Raw genomic sequence first — 18,956 nt, forward strand, 5'->3', positions numbered from 1 at the left:
TTCCGCTCGACGTTCTATTCCCGAAAGAGTGGATTGTCATCACCTATACCCCGCTTGCCAATTCATGACGGACACATGACTTAGACTGTAGCCGATGCGATAAGTTGCTGTTATACGCGGCCGGGTAATTTCTTCCACGCCACTTCATTGCGCAGATAACGGGGTTCGGCCTGCTCCACGCTCACCGCGCCGCCCGACGTCCACAACCGCCATGCCAGCGGCAACATGTCCTGCGCCTGCGGCAACAACATCTCGGTGTGATTCAGGATAATACCGGGATGGCCGATCAAGTCCGGATAGGTTTGCCAGCCGGTTCCCGCCGTAGCCCAGTCGCCGTTCAGCGATGCCGCCAGCGACTGCACCTGCACCGGCGCCAGCACGGCTTCACTCGCTTCGCCGTGCCAATTGCCCTGCTCGTCGCGCTCGTAGCCCGCCCAGTAGACTTCGCCCATACGGGCATCGATGGCGGTCAGCACCCGGCTGGCGCCGGTCAGGCGGTGCGCGCCTTGCGCCAGCGTCGCCAGCGTCGAGACGCCAAGCATCGGTAAATCCGCGCCCAGCGCCAGCCCTTGCGCGATGCCGATGCCAATGCGCACGCCGGTAAAACTGCCCGGCCCGCGCCCGAATGCCAGCGCATCCAGTTGGCCGAGCGTCATGCCGTGATCGACCAGCAGTTGCCGGACCATCGGCAGCACCCGCTGGGTATGCTCGCGGGGGCAAACCTCAAACAGGGAATGGATTTCACCGTCATTCCAGAGTGCAACGGAACAGGCTTCCGTTGCGGTATCAAGCGCTAAAATTCGCGTAGACATGCCAACCTCAGGCAGGGAGAGAATATTTCAACGGCGCGCATCATAGCAGCCGGCGCCGGTGAGCGTCACGGTTTGCGCGTCAGAAAATCGATAGCCTGCCGCAAATCCCGTGTTCGTGGCGCCGGCGGCAGGCTGGTGAGAAACACCTCGCCATAGGGCCGTGTCACCAGCCGGTTGTCGCAAATCACCAGCACGCCACGGTCTTCCACGTCACGTATCAAACGACCAACGCCCTGTTTCAGGGTGATCACCGCATCGGGCAGTTGCACCTCATCGAACGGGTCGCCGCCGCGCACCCGGCAGTCCTCCATGCGCGCCTTGAGCAACGGATCGTCCGGGGAGGTAAAAGGCAGTTTGTCGATAATCACGCACGACAGCGCATCGCCCCGCACATCCACCCCTTCCCAGAAACTGCCGGTCGCCACCAGCAACGCGTTGCCTGCCGCCAGAAACTGCGCCAGCAATTGCGGCTTGCTGGTCTCGCCCTGAACCAGCACCGGCAACGTCAGCGACGCCCGAAACTCGGCGGCCAGGTCGCGCATCATCTGGTGCGAGGTGCACAGCATGAAACAACGCCCCTGATTGGCCTCGATCAGCGGGCGCAGCATGCGCGCTAATTGTTTCGCCGCACCGGGGCGGTTGGTTTCCGGCAGATAGCGCGGCACGCACAGTAACGCCTGACGCGCGTAATCAAACGGACTCGGCAGCAGCAACGTCCGGGCCTGATCCAACCCCAGCCGGTCAATAAAATGTGTGAGCTGATCGTTGACCGACAGCGTAGCCGAGGTGAATACCCAGCAGGCCGGTTTCTCTTTCATCACGTCCCGGAAACGGTCCGCGACGGACAGCGGCGTCAGCGCCAGCACGAAATGACGCGAGTTACATTCATACCAGTAGCTGTAGCCGGGCTGCTGCACGTCCCGCAGCCGCTTCAGTCGTGCCCGGTAGAGGGTCGCGCGCTCAAACGCCGCATCCAGCAGCGCGGAACGGCCCAGCGACAGCTTGGCGACATCGCAGCACAGTTCCAGCGCGTCATCCAGCAGCGTCAGCGACCGTTGCAGCATATTATCCGTGACAATGTCACGTAAATTACCGCGAAATCCCGGGTCGCCCAGCGCCAGCCGGAAATCCTGGGTACTCTGGCTCAGACGATCCGCGCTTTTCTGTAGCTGGCTGGCGTCCCGCACTTCGGTGCGGTAGGCAATCACGATATCTTTGGCGAGATCCAGCAATTGGCGGCTGGAGAGCTGCTGGCCAAAGTACTGGCTGGCGATGTCCGGGATCTGGTGGGCTTCGTCAAATATCACCACATCGCTGTCGGGGATCAATTCGGCAAATCCGCTCTCCTTGACCACCATATCCGCCAGATAAAGATGGTGATTCACCACCACCACATCGGCATCCATCGCTCGTCGGCGCGCCTTCACCACAAAGCACTCTTTGTAGTGCGGGCAGTCGCTGCCGAGGCAGTTGTCGTTGGTGCTGGTTACCAGCGGCCATACCGGGCTGTCTTCGGCCACATCGCCGCACTGGCTAATGTCGCCGTCTTCGGTTTCGGAAGACCAGCCGCGCAGCCGCACCAGCTCACGCAGCACGTCGCGGCCAAGATCGCCGCCCGCCAGCGATTGCTGCTCCAGTCGCTCGATACACAGATAATTGGAACGCCCTTTCAGCAGCGCCAGCTTACCCTGAAAATTCAGCGCGTTGGCGACAGTCGGCAAATCGCGGCTGTACAGCTGATCCTGCAATGCGCGCGAGCCGGTGGAAACAATCACTTTTTTGCCGGAACGCAGCGCGGGCGCCAGATACGCGTAGGTTTTGCCGGTACCGGTGCCCGCTTCCACCACCAACGGCTTTTTGGCGTCGATCGCCTCCAGCACGGCGGCCGCCATCTGGCGCTGCGGTTCACGCGGCTGAAACCCCCGAATCGCCTGCGCCAGTACGCCATCGGTTGCAAAATCGTCGATTGAGCTGTCTGCTGCCACGCTGCCTCTCTTGTCTGACAATGCCGTCACCCTGATTCGGCCGGATAAAGGTGGCTGATTATGCCAAGCCTGCGCGCACGACACCACTTCGGGTCGAGCCTGCCTTCCCGATCGGGGATCATCTGTTGAGGAGAACTGTGTTAGTCTCTGCGGTTTTAGCGCCTGTCCCGGCAGGCGCGCAGACTGAAACGAGGAGCCTGACTTTATGTCGATTACCCGCATTAATCCCGACGCACGCTGGTCCGACGCCGTGATCTACAACAACACGCTGTACTACACCAGCGTGCCGGAAAACCTGGACGGCGACGCCCTCGCCCAGACCGAAAACGCGCTGGCGTCGCTGGACGCCATCCTGCAACAGGCTGGCACCGATAAAAGCCGCCTGCTGGATGTGACCATTTTTCTGGCCGACGCCGCAGATTTCGCCGCAATGAACGCCGCCTGGGATGCCTGGGTAGTGGCGGGCAGCGCGCCGGTGCGTTGCACCGTGGAAGCCAAGCTGATGAACCCGAAATTCAAAGTGGAAATCAAAGCGATCGCCGCAGTCGGCTGATCCTGCGCGGGCGGCGGTGCACGTCGCCCGAAAGCCATTATTCCTGCTATTCCTGTGAAGAAGCCTCGTCGTCCTCAAAACGCGCCACCACCCGCGCGCCCTGATGGTTCTGGCGCAATTCGTCCGCCACCTGCGCGATGGCTTCTCCGCTGCTCATGCCTTCCGCCATCAGTTGTTGTATTCTTTCCACCGCCTGTTGCTGCTGCTCATGAGTCAGCGCCGGGATACCTGCAAACATCATTCTTCTCCTGAAAACCTTTTTATGCCGACTACGCCCGCGATCCGCCACGGTTTGTGGTACGCTTGCATCGCTGCGACGCATGCTGCCGGTTCAGCGTACGGCTGCCGGCATGACCAACGCCGAGAAACCATACCAATACCGCTATGCCGACACCGATAGTCTATCACGCGCTCCCGTATCAGCCGGATGTGCTGTTACGTCTTTTTAGTTCTCTATCGCGCCAACCCTGGGCGATGTTGCTCCATTCCGGGTTTGCCGACCATCCGCATAACCGGTTTGACATTCTGGTGGCGGAGCCGCGCCTGACCCTGCAGACCGTCGGCGAACTGACCACGATCCAACACGGCGATACAGTACGAACCTCCACAGAAGATCCGTTTCATTTGCTGCAACAACAGCTCGACGCGCTGGCGTTGGATGTGGCGCCGCACCCGGATTACCCGTTTCAGGGCGGCGCTCTCGGTCTGTTCGGCTACGATTTGGGGCGACGGGTGGAACAGTTACCGGCCATCGCCGAACGGGATATCGACCTGCCGGACATGGCGGTGGGTATTTACGACTGGGCGCTGATTGCCGACCATCACCAACGGCGCCTGACCCTCATCGCCCACGGTGACATTAATGCCAGACTGGCCTGGCTGGAACGTCTTACCCCCGCCGAACCGGGCGCATTTTGCCTGACCAGCGCCTGGCAGGCCAACATGAGCCGCGAACAGTACGGCGAAAAATTCCGCCGTATTCAGGATTATCTGCGCGCCGGCGACTGCTATCAGGTCAATTTGGCTCAGCGTTTTCAGGCCGGTTATCAGGGTGATGAATGGCAGGCGTTCCTGACGCTGTCGGCCAGCAACCGGGCGCCGTTTTCCGCTTTTCTGCGGTTGCCGCACAGCGCGGTGCTCAGCATTTCGCCGGAGCGTTTCCTGTGGCTGCACGATCACCACATTCAGACTCGACCGATCAAAGGCACGCTGCCGCGGCTGCCGGATGCCGATGCCGATGCCCGTCAGGCGCAGCGACTGGCGGCCTCCGAGAAAGACCGCGCCGAGAACCTGATGATTGTCGACCTGCTGCGTAACGACATCGGCCGGGTGGCGGTGCCGGGCAGCGTGCGGGTGCCGGAATTGTTTGTGGTGGAGCCTTTTCCGGCGGTACACCATCTGGTCAGCACCATCGAAGCGCGATTACCCGCGCAGCAGCAGGCTACCGACTTGCTGCGCGCCTGCTTTCCCGGCGGCTCGATTACCGGCGCGCCCAAAGTGCGGGCCATGGAGATCATTGAAGAACTGGAACCGCATCGCCGCAACGCCTATTGCGGCAGCATCGGCTATATCAGCGTCTGCGGCACCATGGACACCAACATCACCATCCGTACGCTGATCGCCGCCGATGGCACGCTTTCCTGCTGGGCCGGCGGCGGAATTGTGGCCGACAGCGAAGAACAGGCAGAATATCAGGAAACATTCGACAAGATTGGCCGCATTCTGCCGTTATTAACCGTATCGACCACGGATTAAACAGGGCTGACCGACATGACCGACGCCACGCTGTTGCCTCTCTTAGACCGCACTGACGGATACCGTCCTTATGATTTGGACGCGTTTATTACCCGCTTTCAGTTGCAGACCGCCCCCGGTCTGCCGGTCACGCAGTACCATCGGCAAGCGGCGGTGCTGGTGCCGATCATCCGTCGTCCCGACCCTTGCCTGCTGCTGACCCGTCGCTCGCCCCGTTTGCGTAAACACGCCGGACAGGTGGCCTTTCCCGGTGGCGCGGCGGATCCGGACGATCGGTCGCTTATCGCCACCGCGCTACGCGAAGCGCAGGAGGAAGTGGCGATTCCCCCGGCATCGGTTCAGATACTGGGAACGCTGCCGGCGTTCGACAGCGTCAGCGGCTATCAGGTCACTCCCGTGGTCGGCCTGCTGCCGGAGAACACGCCTTTTCATCCCAACGCCGACGAAGTCGCGGAACTGTTTGAAATGCCGCTGCGGGACGCTTTTGCCCTACAGCGTTACCATTCGCTGGATATCGAGCGCCGCCAGCAGCGCCACCGCGTCTATCTTTCCTGGTATCGGCAGCAGTTTGTCTGGGGGCTAACCGCGGCCATCATCCGTCATCTGGCGTTACAAGTAGCGACGTCGGAACCGGCGTAATCGCCCGGCCAGACGTCGAATCTGTCATAAGTTATTTTTCGGCATAACATAACTTTATTTCATGTGAAAAGCCGAATGTGGCAGCATACTCTTCACTACAATAGCGCGATCTATCGAGTTTTATTCTGGAGCGAGTCAGGTCTTCAACCATAACGCCGGATAATGGGCGCGATGGCGAGCAATGACCACTCGCTCCCCTATGGTGACAGGCAGTGCCTTAAAGGAGTTTCAGCGTGATAAGCGTATTCGACATGTTCAAAATCGGTATTGGCCCCTCCAGCTCTCACACGGTTGGACCGATGAAAGCCGGTAAACAATTTGTCGATGAACTGCAGCAAAGGGATTTGTTGTCCCGCACCGAACGGGTGACGGTGGAGGTTTACGGCTCCCTCGCCCTGACCGGCAAAGGCCACCATACCGATATTGCGATTATCCTGGGGCTGGCGGGCAATCAGCCGGATACCGTGGATATCGACGCCATCCCGGCGTTTATCCGGGATGTGGAACAAACTGAGCGCTTATCGCTGGCAGGCACGCATGAAGTCGCCTTTCCCCGCGAAGGCGGTATGATTTTCCGCGGCGAAAACCTGCCGCTGCACGAAAACGGCATGACGCTGACCGCCTTTGCCGCCGACCTTCCGCTGTTTCGCCAAACCTATTATTCGATCGGCGGCGGGTTTATCGTTGATGAAGCGCACTTTGGTCAGTCTCAGGAATCCACCTTCACTGTGCCGCATCCTTACCGCTCTGCGCGGGAAATTCTGGAACACTGCAAGCAAAGCGGTCTGTCTATCTCCGGCATGATGATGCGCAATGAGCTGGCGCTGCATAGCCGTCAGGAGATCGAGGACTATTTCGCCGCGGTCTGGCAGACCATGCGCGCCTGTATGGATCGCGGCATGAATACCGAGGGCGTGCTGCCCGGCCCGCTGCGGGTGCCGCGCCGTGCCGCCGCCCTGCGCCGCATGCTGGTGTCCTCTGACAAGCTGTCCAACGACCCGATGAACGTGGTGGATTGGGTCAACATGTTCGCACTGGCGGTCAATGAGGAAAACGCCGCCGGCGGGCGCGTGGTTACCGCCCCCACCAACGGCGCCTGCGGCATTGTGCCGGCGGTGCTGGCCTACTACGATCATTTTATCGAACCGGTCGGCCCCGGCATTTATCTGCGCTATTTTATGGCGGCTGGCGCGATCGGGACGCTGTATAAGATGAACGCCTCTATTTCCGGAGCGGAAGTCGGTTGCCAGGGCGAAGTGGGCGTGGCCTGTTCGATGGCGGCGGCTGGCCTGGCCGAACTGCTGGGCGCCAGCCCGGAACAGGTGTGCGTGGCCGCCGAGATCGGCATGGAACACAATCTGGGGCTGACCTGCGATCCGGTGGCCGGTCAGGTACAGGTGCCTTGCATCGAGCGCAACGCCATCGCGGCGGTCAAAGCCATCAACGCCACCCGCATGGCGGTACGCCGCACCACTGAAGCCCGTGTGTCACTCGACAAGGTGATTGAAACCATGTACGAAACCGGCAAAGACATGAACGCCAAATACCGCGAAACCTCCCGCGGCGGTCTGGCTATCAAGGTGCAGTGCGACTAAGGCGCAGTGCGACTGACCGATACCGCGCCGGCGGCTACATTTCGCCGGCGTGGATGCTACTGATTAAAAAAAACGCTGGCGACCGCCGTTACCGCCCCAGAAACAACCGGGGTTGGGCTGCGTTGGACGTCACCTGGAATACCGCTACCGCCTGAACCAGCTGCTGAGCCTGTTCTTTCAGGTTCTCCGCCGCCGCCGCGCTCTCTTCCACCAGTGCGGCGTTCTGCTGTGTGACCGTGTCAATCTGCGTGATGGCCTGTCCCACCTGTTTCACGCCCGAACTTTGTTCCAGGCTGGAGGCGCTGATTTCCGACACAATATCGGTGACCTGATTGATCGCCGCCACAATCTGCGTCATGGTCGCGCCGGTTTCATCCACCAGTTGGCTACCTTGTTCAACCTGACCGACACTGTTGGTAATCAACGTGCTGATCTCTTTGGCGGCGTTCGCGCTTCGCTGCGCGAGACTGCGCACTTCGGAAGCGACGACCGCAAAACCACGCCCTTGCTCGCCCGCCCGTGCCGCTTCCACCGCCGCATTCAGCGCCAGAATATTGGTCTGGAAAGCGATGCTATCGATCACGTTGATGATGTCCGAAATCTTTTTCGAACTGTCGTTGATGCCTTTCATGGTTTCGATCACGCGTTCAACCATGTTCCCGCCTTCCGCCGCCAACGTCGACGCGCCTAACGCCAGCTGATTAGCCTGACGCGCGTTTTCAGCGTTATTGCTGACGGTAGAGCCTAACTGCTCCATAGTGGCGGAAGTTTGTTGCAGCGCGCTGGCCTGTTCTTCAGTGCGCTGACTCAGGTCCTGATTACCCTGAGATATCTGGATACTTGCGGTCGCCAGGCTTTCCGCATTGCTGCGCACGCTGGTGACAATCCCTGACAGAGACGACTGCATCTCTTGCAGTTGAGCGAGCAGGCTCACGTGGTCATGATCCTTCACCGGAATCGGGCTGGAAAGATCGCCTTGCGCCATCTGGCTGACCACCTGTGCCGCTATCACCGGCTCACCGCCCAGTTGCCGCAGCAGGCTGCGCAGAATCACCGCGCCCAGCACCACCGACCCCAGCGCAACGATGGCGGCGGCAAGCAATGAAATAATACGCGCCGTGACATCGCTGCTTTGCTGCGCAACCACCTTCTTGTTCGCCAGATCATCCTGAGCTTTTTTTAACGCGGACAACTCGCCAAATGTCTTGTCAGCCGGCCCCTTAACTTCATTTTTATTAATTTCGCTGGCGTTTTTTATATCGCCAGACTCAACGGCCTGCACCTGATGTTCCATGCCTTTGCGCATTAACGTGTAAGACGACGACAGCCCGTCAAAAGACTGCGCCATTGTGGGGTCAATAATGGTTTTCAGTTTACTTAACAGCCCCTCCACCTTCGTGAAGTTCTCGGTATTCTGACTTTTCCATCCGGCAATCGATGCCGGGTCGCCAATGGCGATCATACGCAAAATGTTGATGTCTACACGCGTAAGCAGGCCGTCAATCTGGCCGATAATCGACGCGGCCTGATAGTCCTTTTCATACAGACGTTGTAATTCTGAAGTGATGGCGGTCTGGCGGGAGAGCAGAAATACGACCAGGACCATAAAGGAGATGATGATAGCGGCGATCATCATCGCCAGCTTTTTTTTAACAGTCCATACATTCATAAGTTGTTCTCAATTATAACGGTCCGATGAAATAGACACAGATAACCTTGCGGCATGATCTGTCATGTGACGAAATTATTTCGTACCCAAATGATATCGACAGTCGGCGGAGGCTCTTGAACGCGAAAGATAATTAATGGCGCGAAAGCGCGGGCATGAATTGTAATAAATGATGAACCGGCGAGTAGGGTTTACCGTGGTAGGGAGCAAAAGGTGATAACATCCCCTCCGCCAGCAAGCCGAGAGAATAAAAAAAGCGAGCCTCAGGCTCGCTTCGGCATGGTTCGACTGACCACGCACCCCGCCCTGGAGGCCCGCCGGTCAGGGCTGGCCTCGGGAGCGGCATAGCATTACGCCTCGCTTGCCGTCTCCGCCTCAGGAACACGGACAATGCGGACCAGCTCGATACGATAGTCCGTCGCTTCCACGATCAGGAAACGTAACCGATATAGCTCCAGCGAATCCCCCACTTTGGGGAACTCGTCGCTGTGCGCCAGCAGCAGGCCGGCCAGCGAGGTATAGTCTTCTTTCGGATCGACCAAATCCTGCACGTTGAGCACCTGCTGCAGCGAATGCAGATCGGTACCGCCTCGCACCAGCCAGCCGTCGCCGTCTTCAATGATATCCAGCGTTTCGTCTTCATCCGGGAATTCGCCGGCGATCGCTTCCAGAATATCCAGCGGCGTCACCAGCCCCTGTACCACGCCAAACTCGTTGGTGATTATCACCAGGCTGCCTTTCGCACGACGCAGCACCGGCAACAGGTTGATAACATCCAGCGTTTCCGGCACCACGATCGGCGGGTTGGCGGCGGCGAACTGTTCCACATCGGTATGTTCATCCAGCGCCACCAGCAGGTCTTTGGCCCGCACCACGCCGACCAGCTCATCCAGCGAGCCGCGGCACACCGGGAACAGGCTGTGCGGCGTGTCCAGCAGTTGCAGGCGAATGTCTTCCACCGATCGTTCGCAGTCCACCCAGGAGATATCGGTACGCGGCGTCATCACGCTGCGCAGGGAACGGGAGGCCAGCGTCAGCACGCCGCTGATCATATAACGTTCTTCTTCAGCGAAGGTTTCTTCCGGTTGCTGCTGCGGCTGCTCTTCCTGATCGTCGAGGTTGGCTTTCCGCGACCCCATCAGGCGCAGAATCGCTTCGGCGGTACGCTCTCGCATCGGCCGGTGCGATTGATGCTTAATGAAGTTGTGCCGGGCGATCTGATTAAACATCTCGATCACGATCGAGAAGCCGATTGCGGCATACAGGTAACCTTTCGGAATATGGAAACCAAACCCTTCCGCCACCAGACTCAAACCGATCATCAGCAGGAAGCTGAGACAGAGCACCACCACCGTCGGGTGGGCGTTCACAAAGCGGGTCAGCGGTTTGGACGCCAGCAGCATCACGGCCATGGCGATCACCACGGCGGTCATCATCACGCCTAAATGGTTCACCATCCCCACCGCGGTAATGACCGCGTCGAGGGAGAATACCGCGTCCAGAATAACAATCTGCACGACCACCGCCCAAAAACTGGCCTGCGCGCGGTTGGCGTTCGGGTCGTGCGGGCGGTTTTCCAGCCGTTCATGCAACTCCATAGTGGCTTTGAACAGCAGGAACAGCCCCCCGGCCAGCAAAATCAGGTCACGGCCGGAAAAACTGAACTCCCCGACGGAAAACAGCGGTCGCGTCAGCGTCACCATCCAGGAAATCAGCGATAGCAGGCCAAGCCGCATCAATAGCGCCAGCGACAGACCGATGATACGCGCTTTGTCACGCTGTTTAGCCGGCAGCTTATCCGCCAGAATGGCGATGAACACCAGGTTGTCGATACCCAATACAATTTCGAGTACCACCAACGTCAATAAGCCTGCCCAGATTGAGGGATCCAGCAAAAATTCCATGTCAGACTCCGGAAAATGAACGAGCGAACGACATCAATGCAGCGGCATTGTGCGGCGGAAGCAAAAGGGAAATATCAGTACAGGGCTGAATTCGGCCTGAATGGCCCACTGAGTGAAAAACACCACCGGTCAGCGCCGGGGCAAAAGAAATGAATCGTCGGTGACAGTCCATGGGAAGGGCGTTTACCCGTTACTCCTCTGTAATTAAAGGGAGAATAACTTTAACAGAGTTAATGCCATTTTCCACAACGATTTTGCCTCACTCCGCGAAGCGGGTCGCATTCATTGGCATCACTGGTCTTCTTGAATGTATTTCGCCGCCGATTATCGACCGATATCACATAATTTATTTCTTCGACCCCTAAAATAAATCCTGCGATATCAGGCTGGCCTGAATCGATTCATAACCCGGCATGATGAGTGTCGTAAACGCTTTTTGTGCCATCTATCGGGCAAGAAACGGTATTACAGCCATACTGAATATCGCTCACGGATAAACGTGACTAATTTATCCAGATTATCAGACAGATTTCACTCTCAACAAAACAGTGATTCATGAAAGGAGGGAGCAAGTGAGTATTGCCATCATGCTATGCACTCACGGCGCCACTGCCGGTCCGCTGCTAAATACAGCTGAAATGATTCTTGGTGAACAGAGTAACGTTGGCTGGATTGATTTTGTTCCCGGCGAAAACGCCGAGATCCTGATGGAAAAATATCAGGCGAAGCTGGCCGAACTGGACACCTCGGAAGGTGTGTTTTTTCTGGTGGACACCTGGGGAGGTAGCCCGTTTAACGCCGCCAGTCGTTTGGTGAATGACAAGAAAAATCATGAAGTGGTCGCCGGGGTCAATATTCCAATGCTGGTCGAGACGTTTATGGCCCGCGATGACAACCCTGAATTTGGTGAACTGGTGGCGATCGCGGTGGAGGCCGGTCGCGCTGGCGTCAAAGCGCTGAAGGCGCCCGACCCCGAGAAAGCGCCCCGTCCCGCGCCCGTCAGCGCCAAACCGGCAGCCGCGCCGGGAGCCGGCGGACACATGAAGATCGGGCTGGCGCGTATCGACGACCGTCTGATCCACGGGCAGGTCGCCACCCGCTGGACCAAGGAAACCAACGTCAACCGGATTATTGTAGTCAGTGACGAAGTGGCGGCGGACAACGTGCGAAAAACCCTGCTGACGCAGGTGGCCCCGCCCGGTGTCTCGGCCCACGTGGTCGACGTCGCCAAGGCGGTCAGGGTTTACAACAACGCCAAATACGCCTCCGACCGCGTCATGTTGCTGTTCACCAACCCGACCGACGTGCTGCGGCTGGTGGAGGATGACGTCAAGATTACCTCGGTCAACATCGGCGGCATGGCCTATCGTCAGGGCAAAACCCAGGTCAATAACGCCGTTTCGATTGACGATAAGGATATCGCGGCGTTCAACAAGCTCCATGAGCGCGGTATTGAACTGGAAGTCCGCAAAGTGTCGACAGATACCAAAATTAATATGATGGATTTGATCACCAAGGTGGCGCGTTAACACGTCCGGAACAACGGACTGTGTAACGACGTTATTTTTCGGACCACTATTCTCACAGGAGAAGTACCATGGAGATCACCACGCTTCAAATCGTGCTGATATTTATCGTGGCCTGTATTTCAGGTATGGGTTCTATTCTCGACGAATTCCAGTTTCACCGGCCGCTGGTGGCTTGTACCCTGATCGGGCTGGTGCTGGGCGACATGAAAACCGGGATCATTATCGGCGGTACGCTGGAAATGATCGCGTTGGGCTGGATGAACATCGGGGCCGCCGTTGCGCCTGATGCGGCGCTGGCCTCCATTATTTCCACCATTCTGGTCATCGCCGGCGGGCAAAGCGTCGGCGCAGGGATTGCGCTGGCGATTCCGCTGGCGGCCGCAGGCCAGGTACTGACCATTATTGTGCGCACCATCACCGTCGCCTTCCAGCATGCCGCCGACAGCGCGGCCGAGCGCGGCAATCTTTCCGCCATCAGTTGGATTCACGTTTCCGCTCTGCTATTGCAGGCTATGCGCATCGCCATTCCGGCGGTGATCGTCGCTATCTCGGTCGGGACTGAAGCGGTGCACGGCCTGCTCTCTTCCATCCCCGATGTGGTCACTACCGGTCTGAACATCGCCGGCGGCATGATCGTGGTCGTCGGTTATGCCATGGTCATCAACATGATGCGGGCCGGCTATCTGATGCCGTTCTTCTATCTGGGGTTCGTTACCGCCGCCTTCACCAACTTCAATCTGGTGGCGCTGGGCGTTATCGGCGTCGTCATGGCGGTGCTGTATATCCAGCTCAGCCCCAAATACAACAAAGCTCAGGGTGTGGCGGCCGCATCGTCAAACAACGATCTTGATAACGAACTGGATTAACAGGAGAGCAAGAAATGGTGGATACGACAAAGAAACTGACTCCCAGCGATATTCGCGCCGTATTTCTGCGTTCTAACCTGTTCCAGGGGTCGTGGAATTTCGAACGCATGCAGGCACTGGGGTTTTGCTTTTCCATGGTACCGGTGATCCGTCGCCTTTACCCGGAGAATTCGGAAGAGCGTAAGCAGGCCATCAAACGTCATCTGGAATTTTTCAATACCCAGCCTTTCGTCGCCGCGCCGGTATTGGGCGTGACCATGGCGATGGAAGAACAGCGCGCCAACGGCGCACCGATTGATGACGGGGCGATCAACGGCCTGAAAGTCGGGCTGATGGGGCCGCTGGCCGGCGTTGGCGACCCGATATTCTGGGGAACCGCGCGTCCGGTCTTCGCCGCGCTCGGCGCCGGTATCGCCATGAGCGGCAGCCTGCTCGGGCCGCTCCTGTTTTTCATACTGTTTAATCTGGTGCGCCTGCTGGTGCGTTATTACGGCGTCGCCTATGGCTACCGCAAAGGTGCGGATATCGTAAGCGACATGGGCGGCGGCCTCCTGCAAAAAATGACCGAAGGGGCATCGATTCTGGGGTTGTTCGTCATGGGCGCGCTGGTCAACAAGTGGACCCACGTCAACATCCCGCTGGTGGTATCGCGCGTAACCGGGTCGGATGGGAAGACGTCCATCACCACGGTGCAATCGATCCTTGATCAGTTGATGCCCGGTCTGGTGCCGTTACTGCTGACATTTGGCTGTATGTGGCTGCTGCGGCGCAAGGTTAACGCGCTCTGGCTAATCGTCGGCTTTTTCGTTATCGGCATCATCGGTTACTGGATCGGCCTGCTGGGGCTCTGAATCTACCGGCCGGGGCAACCCGGCCATTTCTCATCCCGGACGATGTACGCTATTTTCATCGCCTTAGCCGTTGTTTCACATCCTGTATTTACGCCTCCACCGGAGTTGCTCATGACCTTCACCGACGTCGTTCTGATGGTATCCATTGCCCTGTCCCTGCTGTATGCCATTTACGATGAATTCATCATGGACCGGCGGCAAGGCCAGACCCGACTCAAGGTGCGATTACGGCGGAGGCACCGCCTGGACGCGTTGATCTTTATCGTGCTGGTGGTGATACTCGTTTACAAGAACGTCACCACCCATGGCTCATCCCTTACCACGCTGCTGCTTTTCTCGCTAATACTGATGGCGATATATCTGACCATGATTCGCAGCCCGAAATTACTCTTCAAAGATCACGGGTTCTTTTATGCCAATACGTATATTCCTTATCACCGTATTAAAAATATGAATTTATCGGAAGACGGTATTCTGGTGATAGATCTTGAAAAAAGACGGTTACTTATTGCGGTCCAAGAATTGGACGATCTGGAAAAAATATATAATTTTATGATTGAAAATCAATAAATTAAATAGACCTTGCTTTATAAAAAAATAACGGTGTTTATTTCCGCAAAAAAGGTGATGTTATTTTAACCACATGGTTATTGATGTAATTTCCGACAATTGTGTCTAACCCACCAAAGATGAAAATAATTATCAATTGCATTGATGGGCCATATATTATTTATTGTTGTTTAATGCGGGAATAATATGATATCGTTGCGCCGTCCTTGGGGAGTAGCCGATTCCTGAAGCCTCAAATTCAGGAATGCTCGTATCAACATACTCGTTCTTCACTGAACGTGGTACGGGCGGCCAGGTTGGCAGGCGAGACCATAGACACGCGAGCCGTCGTCTGGTTGGGGGTGGGTTGCGTGGATATGGAGAACCGCCCAGCCGAGGCTATTACACATGAATTTATCCGCTACGCTTATTCTTGCTTTTGGCATGTCTATGGACGCGTTTGCTGCGTCTATTGGTAAAGGTGCCGCCCTGCATAATCCCCGCTTCCGCGAAGCCATCCGAACCGGTTTGATCTTCGGCCTGATTGAGGCGTTGACGCCATTAATCGGCTGGGCGCTGGGGTTTTATGCCAGCCGTTTTATTATCGCCTGGGACCACTGGGTAGCCTTTAGCCTGCTGCTGATTTTAGGCGGCCGCATGATTATGGAAGGGCTGAAAGGCGAAGACAGCTGCAACTGCGAAAAAATCTCCAAACACAGCCTGTTCGTTCTGATCTGTACGGCTGTCGCCACCAGCCTGGATGCGATGGCGATTGGCGTCGGCCTGGCTTTCCTGCAGGTAAACATCTTCCACACCGCGATGGTTATCGGCTGCGCCACCATGATTATGGTGACTCTCGGCATGATGATTGGGCGCTATGTTGGTCCGCTCCTTGGCAAACGCGCCGAGATCCTCGGCGGTATCGTGCTGATCGGCATTGGCTGCAACATTCTCTACGAACACCTGCTCGACCTCGCCTGATACGCACAGCGGGCAGTATCGCTGCCCGCCTCTTGTTCACCCATCGCGGCGATGAAAACGAATCAAAAAATCGGTTTCACACTCGAACTGCGCTTCCGCCATCAGCCCTTCACTCACCTCCGGCGTGGCTCGCCAGGCGAACGGCGTCATCTGTAGCAAACTGGCGGCATCGGCTCCGGTCATGGTCATGCGATACTGCAACCGTTCCACCGTTTCCAGCACAAACCCCGGAAATACTTCGTCTACGTCGGGGTGCGGTCGGACCTCCTGGTACACCCGCGCTTTAAGAGACAGCAGATGATTCGGCCCTGGAGAAACCGTCATCACCCCACCGCCGGGCCGAATGACTCGCGCCAGCTCGTCACCGTTGCAGGGCGCATAGATTTTCAATACCGCCGCCAGAGAACGGTCCTGAAAAGGCAGCCGCTGACTGGACGCCACACAGAACATCACCTGGGCATAACGTTTCGCCGCACGCTGTATCGCCGCCTTGGAGACATCCAGCCCGTAAACCGCCATCCCCTGCGGCGTCAGTCTGTCCGCCAGCGCGGCCGTGTAATACCCTTCCCCGCATCCAATATCCAGCAATGCGCCCGGTTGCATCCGCAGACGGGCGGCCAGTTGCTCCGATACCCGATCCCGTAATGGCTGATAGTGTCCATTATCAAGAAACGCCCGCCTGGCCTGCATCATTTCGGCGCTGTCCCCCGGTTGTCTGGAACGTTTAAACTGTACCGGCAGCAAATTGACGTACCCTTCCCGCGCGAGATCAAAATGATGACGTCCGCAGGACCATCGTCCAGCTTCAACATTCAGGGGTTGATGACACAGAGGGCATTGATAAGGGACTGAAGATTTTTGCATAACACTCTTGATAATTTCGCGGATAACACCAGAAAAGCAAAAAACCCGCACAGGGCGGGTTTTATGGCATGAGCTGAAAATTACAGCGCAACAACGTTCACTGCAGAAGGACCTTTCTGGCCATCCTGAATTTCAAACTCAACATTCTGGCCTTCGGCTAAAGTTTTAAAGCCGTTACCCTGAATTGCAGAGAAGTGTACGAACACGTCTTTGCTGCCATCAGCCGGAGTGATGAAACCGAAGCCTTTAGACTCGTTGAACCACTTAACCTGACCTTTAATCTTTGCCATTTCAAAGTTTCCTTTAATAGTTTAAACCGCACAGAGGCGTTATACAGAAAAACCAGAGTCGTTACTGCTTGAGGCACTAAAATAAGGATCGGCAGAGAAGTGGTATTCAACGCTAACGTTTGTACTCAAGACTTCTTTACTGAAAATGCCATTCATATACAGAACTGTACCTCGTTTTACCCAGATGCGTTATTACATACTCTTTAATCGTTGGCAAGCCATTTTTTGCCACCGATGGATACGCCGCACAAATTAGAGACTTTAATGTATCATTAATATCCACTCTACAATATTCCGGGATATTGACACGCTAAAGCATTCTCTGCGGCACATCCAATCGTTTGATTATGTGCACGGTATTCCAATTACGCAAGTCGTCATGATTGACTTATTGCCAGTCACCCTATGCCATAACAAAATGATATTACCCCACTGGTCACAGGATGTATCGATTGTCCAGCCACTGTTTGTCAAAAATGTGATTAATGCATTCTTTTTTTGGCTATCTGACATAAGAAAATCCTTTCATGACAAAGAGATGTAATCTATCGGCTCCTGATAATGACTACCCGGTCATATAATAATAATGAAACATAGTAAGTATACTCCTCCGTAACTTAGAACAGAGATAACATTATTTTTGCAAAAAAATGATTTGCCGATGACTTACCTTCACCCTACTCCGGTTTTATTTCTGTTTTTTAGCCACTAAAAAAATGGCTATGTCGCACTTATACGCATACGCAGCACCCTTCCCGCTTATTTCTCAATCCTTCAATTATGTTACTGGGTTATATTCTTTCCCCCTGAATACACACCGTTGATTCATCCGTCACGATCACATTTTATGACTAACAAAAAATTAATCTGAATCAACCGTCAGAACCGCTGTGTCAAATAACAAATACCGGTCTGGGTCAAATCCAGCATCAACGCCTGTCATTCGCACGGCTGTCGCATCCGTTTTTTTGACTTCAACCGTGACAACCCCGGCTGAGCGCGTTATTGTGTCCCTGCCGCCACCTTCCAATCACATCATACCCGGCGGACTCACACTTTTTTGAGGGAAGCCACCAGACATTACGGTTGCTGTGACGACCGCCCGCCTTCCCCCGTTTCGGCAGCTCCGACAACGCTGCCAGCTGTGCGCCAGATTCCGTTTTTACACTGCACAAATCGCTAATGTAATGATAATCGGCAACATCAACGGGAGGTGACCTATGTGGCAGACGATTGATCAACTGCTGGAAGAACATCTCGGCCCCGGTGATATTATGGATCGGCGGGAATTACCGGGCGGCGAAGTGCACTCCGCCTGGCATCTGCGTTATGGTCAGCATGATGTCTTCGTCAAATGCGATGCCCGCGAGCTGCTGACCAAGTTTCGTGCGGAAGCCGAGCAGTTGGAACTGCTGGCTCGCAGCAAAACAGTGCAGGTCCCAACGGTGTACGGCGTCGGCAGTAACCGCGATTACAGTTTCCTGCTGCTGGAATACCTCTCCCCCAAACCCGCTTCCGCCCATGATGCCTGGCGTCTGGGGCAACAATTGGCGCAGTTGCACCAGTGGAGCGACCAACCCCAGTTTGGCCTTGATTTCGACAATGATCTGTCCACTACGCCGCAACCCAACACCTGGCAACGTCGCTGGTCCAGCTTTTTTGCGGAGCAACGTATTGGCTGGCAACTGCAACTGGCTGCAGAGAAAGGGCTTCATTTCGGTGATATCGATGCCTTGATCGCGCAGGTGGAAAAACGACTCTCAGGCCATCAACCCCAGCCGTCATTACTGCATGGCGATCTGTGGTCCAACAATTGCCTCAATACCGAACGCGGCTATTACCTGTTCGATGCGGCCTGTTACTGGGGCGACCGAGAATGCGATTTAGCGATGTTGCCGCTGCATACCGAATTGCCGCCGCAAATCTACGATGGCTACCAGAGCGTTTGGTCGCTGGAAAAGGATTTTGTCGAGCGCCAGCCGATTTACCAGATCTACTACCTGCTTAACCGGGCCAACCTGTTCGGCGGCAAACACGTGGTTACCGCCCAACAGGCGATAGAAAGTCAGTTGTTATAACGAGAAGCGAAGCCGATGCCGGGGCAGCGTAGCCCC

At 56.3% G+C, this 18,956-nt stretch carries 18 protein-coding genes and 1 riboswitch; of the genes, 10 read left to right on the forward strand and 8 right to left on the reverse strand.

Going from position 1 to position 18,956, the window contains the following annotated elements; all coding sequences use genetic code 11:
* Positions 1-110: 110 nt before the first annotated feature.
* Both tsaB and yoaA read right to left on the reverse strand, forming a co-directional pair.
* Entirely contained in the window at positions 111-812 is a 702-nt protein-coding gene (gene tsaB / locus DDA898_RS11515; RefSeq protein WP_038911240.1) for a tRNA (adenosine(37)-N6)-threonylcarbamoyltransferase complex dimerization subunit type 1 TsaB, read from the reverse strand.
* 65 nt (positions 813-877) lie between these two features.
* Positions 878-2,797, reverse strand: a complete 1,920-nt coding sequence (gene yoaA / locus DDA898_RS11520) for a DNA repair helicase YoaA (RefSeq protein WP_033111871.1) — start codon at positions 2,795-2,797, stop codon at positions 878-880.
* A 205-nt stretch (positions 2,798-3,002) separates the two neighbouring features.
* Between yoaA and DDA898_RS11525 the strand changes: the two genes are divergently transcribed.
* On the forward strand, positions 3,003-3,350 hold the full coding sequence (locus DDA898_RS11525; protein ID WP_038911241.1) for a RidA family protein: 348 nt from the start codon (positions 3,003-3,005) through the stop codon (positions 3,348-3,350).
* 46 nt (positions 3,351-3,396) lie between these two features.
* Here DDA898_RS11525 and DDA898_RS11530 read toward each other — a convergent pair whose 3' ends face one another.
* The gene (locus DDA898_RS11530) at positions 3,397-3,588 is read right to left on the reverse strand and encodes a YoaH family protein (protein WP_013318049.1); all 192 of its coding nucleotides are present in this window, start codon (positions 3,586-3,588) and stop codon (positions 3,397-3,399) included.
* 146 nt (positions 3,589-3,734) lie between these two features.
* Between DDA898_RS11530 and pabB the strand changes: the two genes are divergently transcribed.
* The 3 genes from pabB (at position 3,735) to DDA898_RS11545 (ending at position 7,339) form a co-directional block, all read left to right on the forward strand.
* Positions 3,735-5,105: an aminodeoxychorismate synthase component 1 gene (gene pabB, locus DDA898_RS11535; RefSeq protein ID WP_038911242.1), complete on the forward strand. Its 1,371-nt coding sequence runs from the start codon at positions 3,735-3,737 to the stop codon at positions 5,103-5,105.
* 15 nt (positions 5,106-5,120) lie between these two features.
* Entirely contained in the window at positions 5,121-5,744 is a 624-nt protein-coding gene (locus tag DDA898_RS11540; RefSeq protein ID WP_050570257.1) for a CoA pyrophosphatase, read from the forward strand.
* 233 nt (positions 5,745-5,977) lie between these two features.
* Positions 5,978-7,339, forward strand: coding sequence for an L-serine ammonia-lyase (locus DDA898_RS11545; RefSeq protein WP_038901287.1), 1,362 nt, complete (start codon positions 5,978-5,980; stop codon positions 7,337-7,339).
* Between the two features lie 88 nt (positions 7,340-7,427).
* Here DDA898_RS11545 and DDA898_RS11550 read toward each other — a convergent pair whose 3' ends face one another.
* Together DDA898_RS11550 and DDA898_RS11555 are read right to left on the reverse strand one after the other, a co-directional pair.
* A complete protein-coding gene (locus DDA898_RS11550) occupies positions 7,428-9,008 on the reverse strand; it encodes a methyl-accepting chemotaxis protein (RefSeq protein WP_038901288.1) in 1,581 nt (526 codons plus the stop codon).
* 350 nt (positions 9,009-9,358) lie between these two features.
* Positions 9,359-10,912, reverse strand: a complete 1,554-nt coding sequence (locus tag DDA898_RS11555; RefSeq protein WP_038911244.1) for a TerC family protein — start codon at positions 10,910-10,912, stop codon at positions 9,359-9,361.
* A 572-nt stretch (positions 10,913-11,484) separates the two neighbouring features.
* On the opposite strand from DDA898_RS11555, the gene manX reads away from it, so the two are divergent.
* The 5 genes from manX (at position 11,485) to mntP (ending at position 15,688) form a co-directional block, all read left to right on the forward strand.
* Positions 11,485-12,441 carry a PTS mannose transporter subunit IIAB gene (manX, locus tag DDA898_RS11560; protein WP_038901290.1) on the forward strand — a complete coding sequence of 319 codons (957 nt, stop codon included), beginning with the start codon at positions 11,485-11,487 and terminating at the stop codon, positions 12,439-12,441.
* A gap of 68 nt (positions 12,442-12,509) precedes the next feature.
* Complete coding sequence (locus DDA898_RS11565) at positions 12,510-13,307, forward strand: PTS mannose/fructose/sorbose transporter subunit IIC (RefSeq protein ID WP_013318057.1); 798 nt, start codon at positions 12,510-12,512, stop codon at positions 13,305-13,307.
* Positions 13,308-13,321: 14 nt separating this feature from the next.
* Complete coding sequence (locus DDA898_RS11570) at positions 13,322-14,158, forward strand: PTS mannose transporter subunit IID (protein WP_013318058.1); 837 nt, start codon at positions 13,322-13,324, stop codon at positions 14,156-14,158.
* A gap of 111 nt (positions 14,159-14,269) precedes the next feature.
* Positions 14,270-14,728 (forward strand): DUF986 family protein, encoded by a 459-nt coding sequence (locus DDA898_RS11575; protein WP_038911245.1) that lies wholly within the window; start codon positions 14,270-14,272, stop codon positions 14,726-14,728.
* Between the two features lie 196 nt (positions 14,729-14,924).
* Positions 14,925-15,108: riboswitch (yybP-ykoY riboswitch) on the forward strand.
* Positions 15,109-15,115: 7 nt separating this feature from the next.
* Positions 15,116-15,688, forward strand: coding sequence for a manganese efflux pump MntP (gene mntP, locus DDA898_RS11580; protein ID WP_038901292.1), 573 nt, complete (start codon positions 15,116-15,118; stop codon positions 15,686-15,688).
* A 36-nt stretch (positions 15,689-15,724) separates the two neighbouring features.
* Here mntP and rlmA read toward each other — a convergent pair whose 3' ends face one another.
* From rlmA to DDA898_RS22340, 3 genes are all read right to left on the reverse strand, one after another.
* Positions 15,725-16,552 (reverse strand): 23S rRNA (guanine(745)-N(1))-methyltransferase, encoded by an 828-nt coding sequence (rlmA, locus tag DDA898_RS11585; RefSeq protein WP_038911246.1) that lies wholly within the window; start codon positions 16,550-16,552, stop codon positions 15,725-15,727.
* Between the two features lie 80 nt (positions 16,553-16,632).
* Positions 16,633-16,842, reverse strand: a complete 210-nt coding sequence (gene cspE / locus DDA898_RS11590) for a transcription antiterminator/RNA stability regulator CspE (protein WP_012769694.1) — start codon at positions 16,840-16,842, stop codon at positions 16,633-16,635.
* 39 nt (positions 16,843-16,881) lie between these two features.
* On the reverse strand, positions 16,882-16,998 hold the full coding sequence (locus DDA898_RS22340; protein WP_071526204.1) for a DUF2627 domain-containing protein: 117 nt from the start codon (positions 16,996-16,998) through the stop codon (positions 16,882-16,884).
* Positions 16,999-18,062: 1,064 nt separating this feature from the next.
* On the opposite strand from DDA898_RS22340, the gene DDA898_RS11595 reads away from it, so the two are divergent.
* A complete protein-coding gene (locus tag DDA898_RS11595) occupies positions 18,063-18,920 on the forward strand; it encodes a fructosamine kinase family protein (protein WP_038911247.1) in 858 nt (285 codons plus the stop codon).
* Positions 18,921-18,956: the final 36 nt, after the last annotated feature.

It is taken from the genome of Dickeya dadantii NCPPB 898, assembly GCF_000406145.1.
Lineage (GTDB): Bacteria > Pseudomonadota > Gammaproteobacteria > Enterobacterales > Enterobacteriaceae > Dickeya > Dickeya dadantii.

Bases quoted from the DNA above. Each gene is read 5' to 3' on its own strand.
- tsaB (WP_038911240.1), bottom strand. From the start codon at position 812: ATGTCTACGCGAATTTTAGCGCTTGATACCGCAACGGAAGCCTGTTCC.
- DDA898_RS11525 (WP_038911241.1), top strand. From the start codon at position 3,003: ATGTCGATTACCCGCATTAATCCCGACGCACGCTGGTCCGACGCCGTG.
- DDA898_RS11530 (WP_013318049.1), bottom strand. From the start codon at position 3,588: ATGTTTGCAGGTATCCCGGCGCTGACTCATGAGCAGCAGCAACAGGCG.
- pabB (WP_038911242.1), top strand. From the start codon at position 3,735: ATGCCGACACCGATAGTCTATCACGCGCTCCCGTATCAGCCGGATGTG.
- DDA898_RS11540 (WP_050570257.1), top strand. From the start codon at position 5,121: ATGACCGACGCCACGCTGTTGCCTCTCTTAGACCGCACTGACGGATAC.
- DDA898_RS11550 (WP_038901288.1), bottom strand. From the start codon at position 9,008: ATGAATGTATGGACTGTTAAAAAAAAGCTGGCGATGATGATCGCCGCT.
- DDA898_RS11555 (WP_038911244.1), bottom strand. From the start codon at position 10,912: ATGGAATTTTTGCTGGATCCCTCAATCTGGGCAGGCTTATTGACGTTG.
- DDA898_RS11565 (WP_013318057.1), top strand. From the start codon at position 12,510: ATGGAGATCACCACGCTTCAAATCGTGCTGATATTTATCGTGGCCTGT.
- DDA898_RS11570 (WP_013318058.1), top strand. From the start codon at position 13,322: ATGGTGGATACGACAAAGAAACTGACTCCCAGCGATATTCGCGCCGTA.
- DDA898_RS11575 (WP_038911245.1), top strand. From the start codon at position 14,270: ATGACCTTCACCGACGTCGTTCTGATGGTATCCATTGCCCTGTCCCTG.
- mntP (WP_038901292.1), top strand. From the start codon at position 15,116: ATGAATTTATCCGCTACGCTTATTCTTGCTTTTGGCATGTCTATGGAC.
- rlmA (WP_038911246.1), bottom strand. From the start codon at position 16,552: ATGCAAAAATCTTCAGTCCCTTATCAATGCCCTCTGTGTCATCAACCC.
- cspE (WP_012769694.1), bottom strand. From the start codon at position 16,842: ATGGCAAAGATTAAAGGTCAGGTTAAGTGGTTCAACGAGTCTAAAGGC.
- DDA898_RS22340 (WP_071526204.1), bottom strand. From the start codon at position 16,998: ATGAATGGCATTTTCAGTAAAGAAGTCTTGAGTACAAACGTTAGCGTT.
- DDA898_RS11595 (WP_038911247.1), top strand. From the start codon at position 18,063: ATGTGGCAGACGATTGATCAACTGCTGGAAGAACATCTCGGCCCCGGT.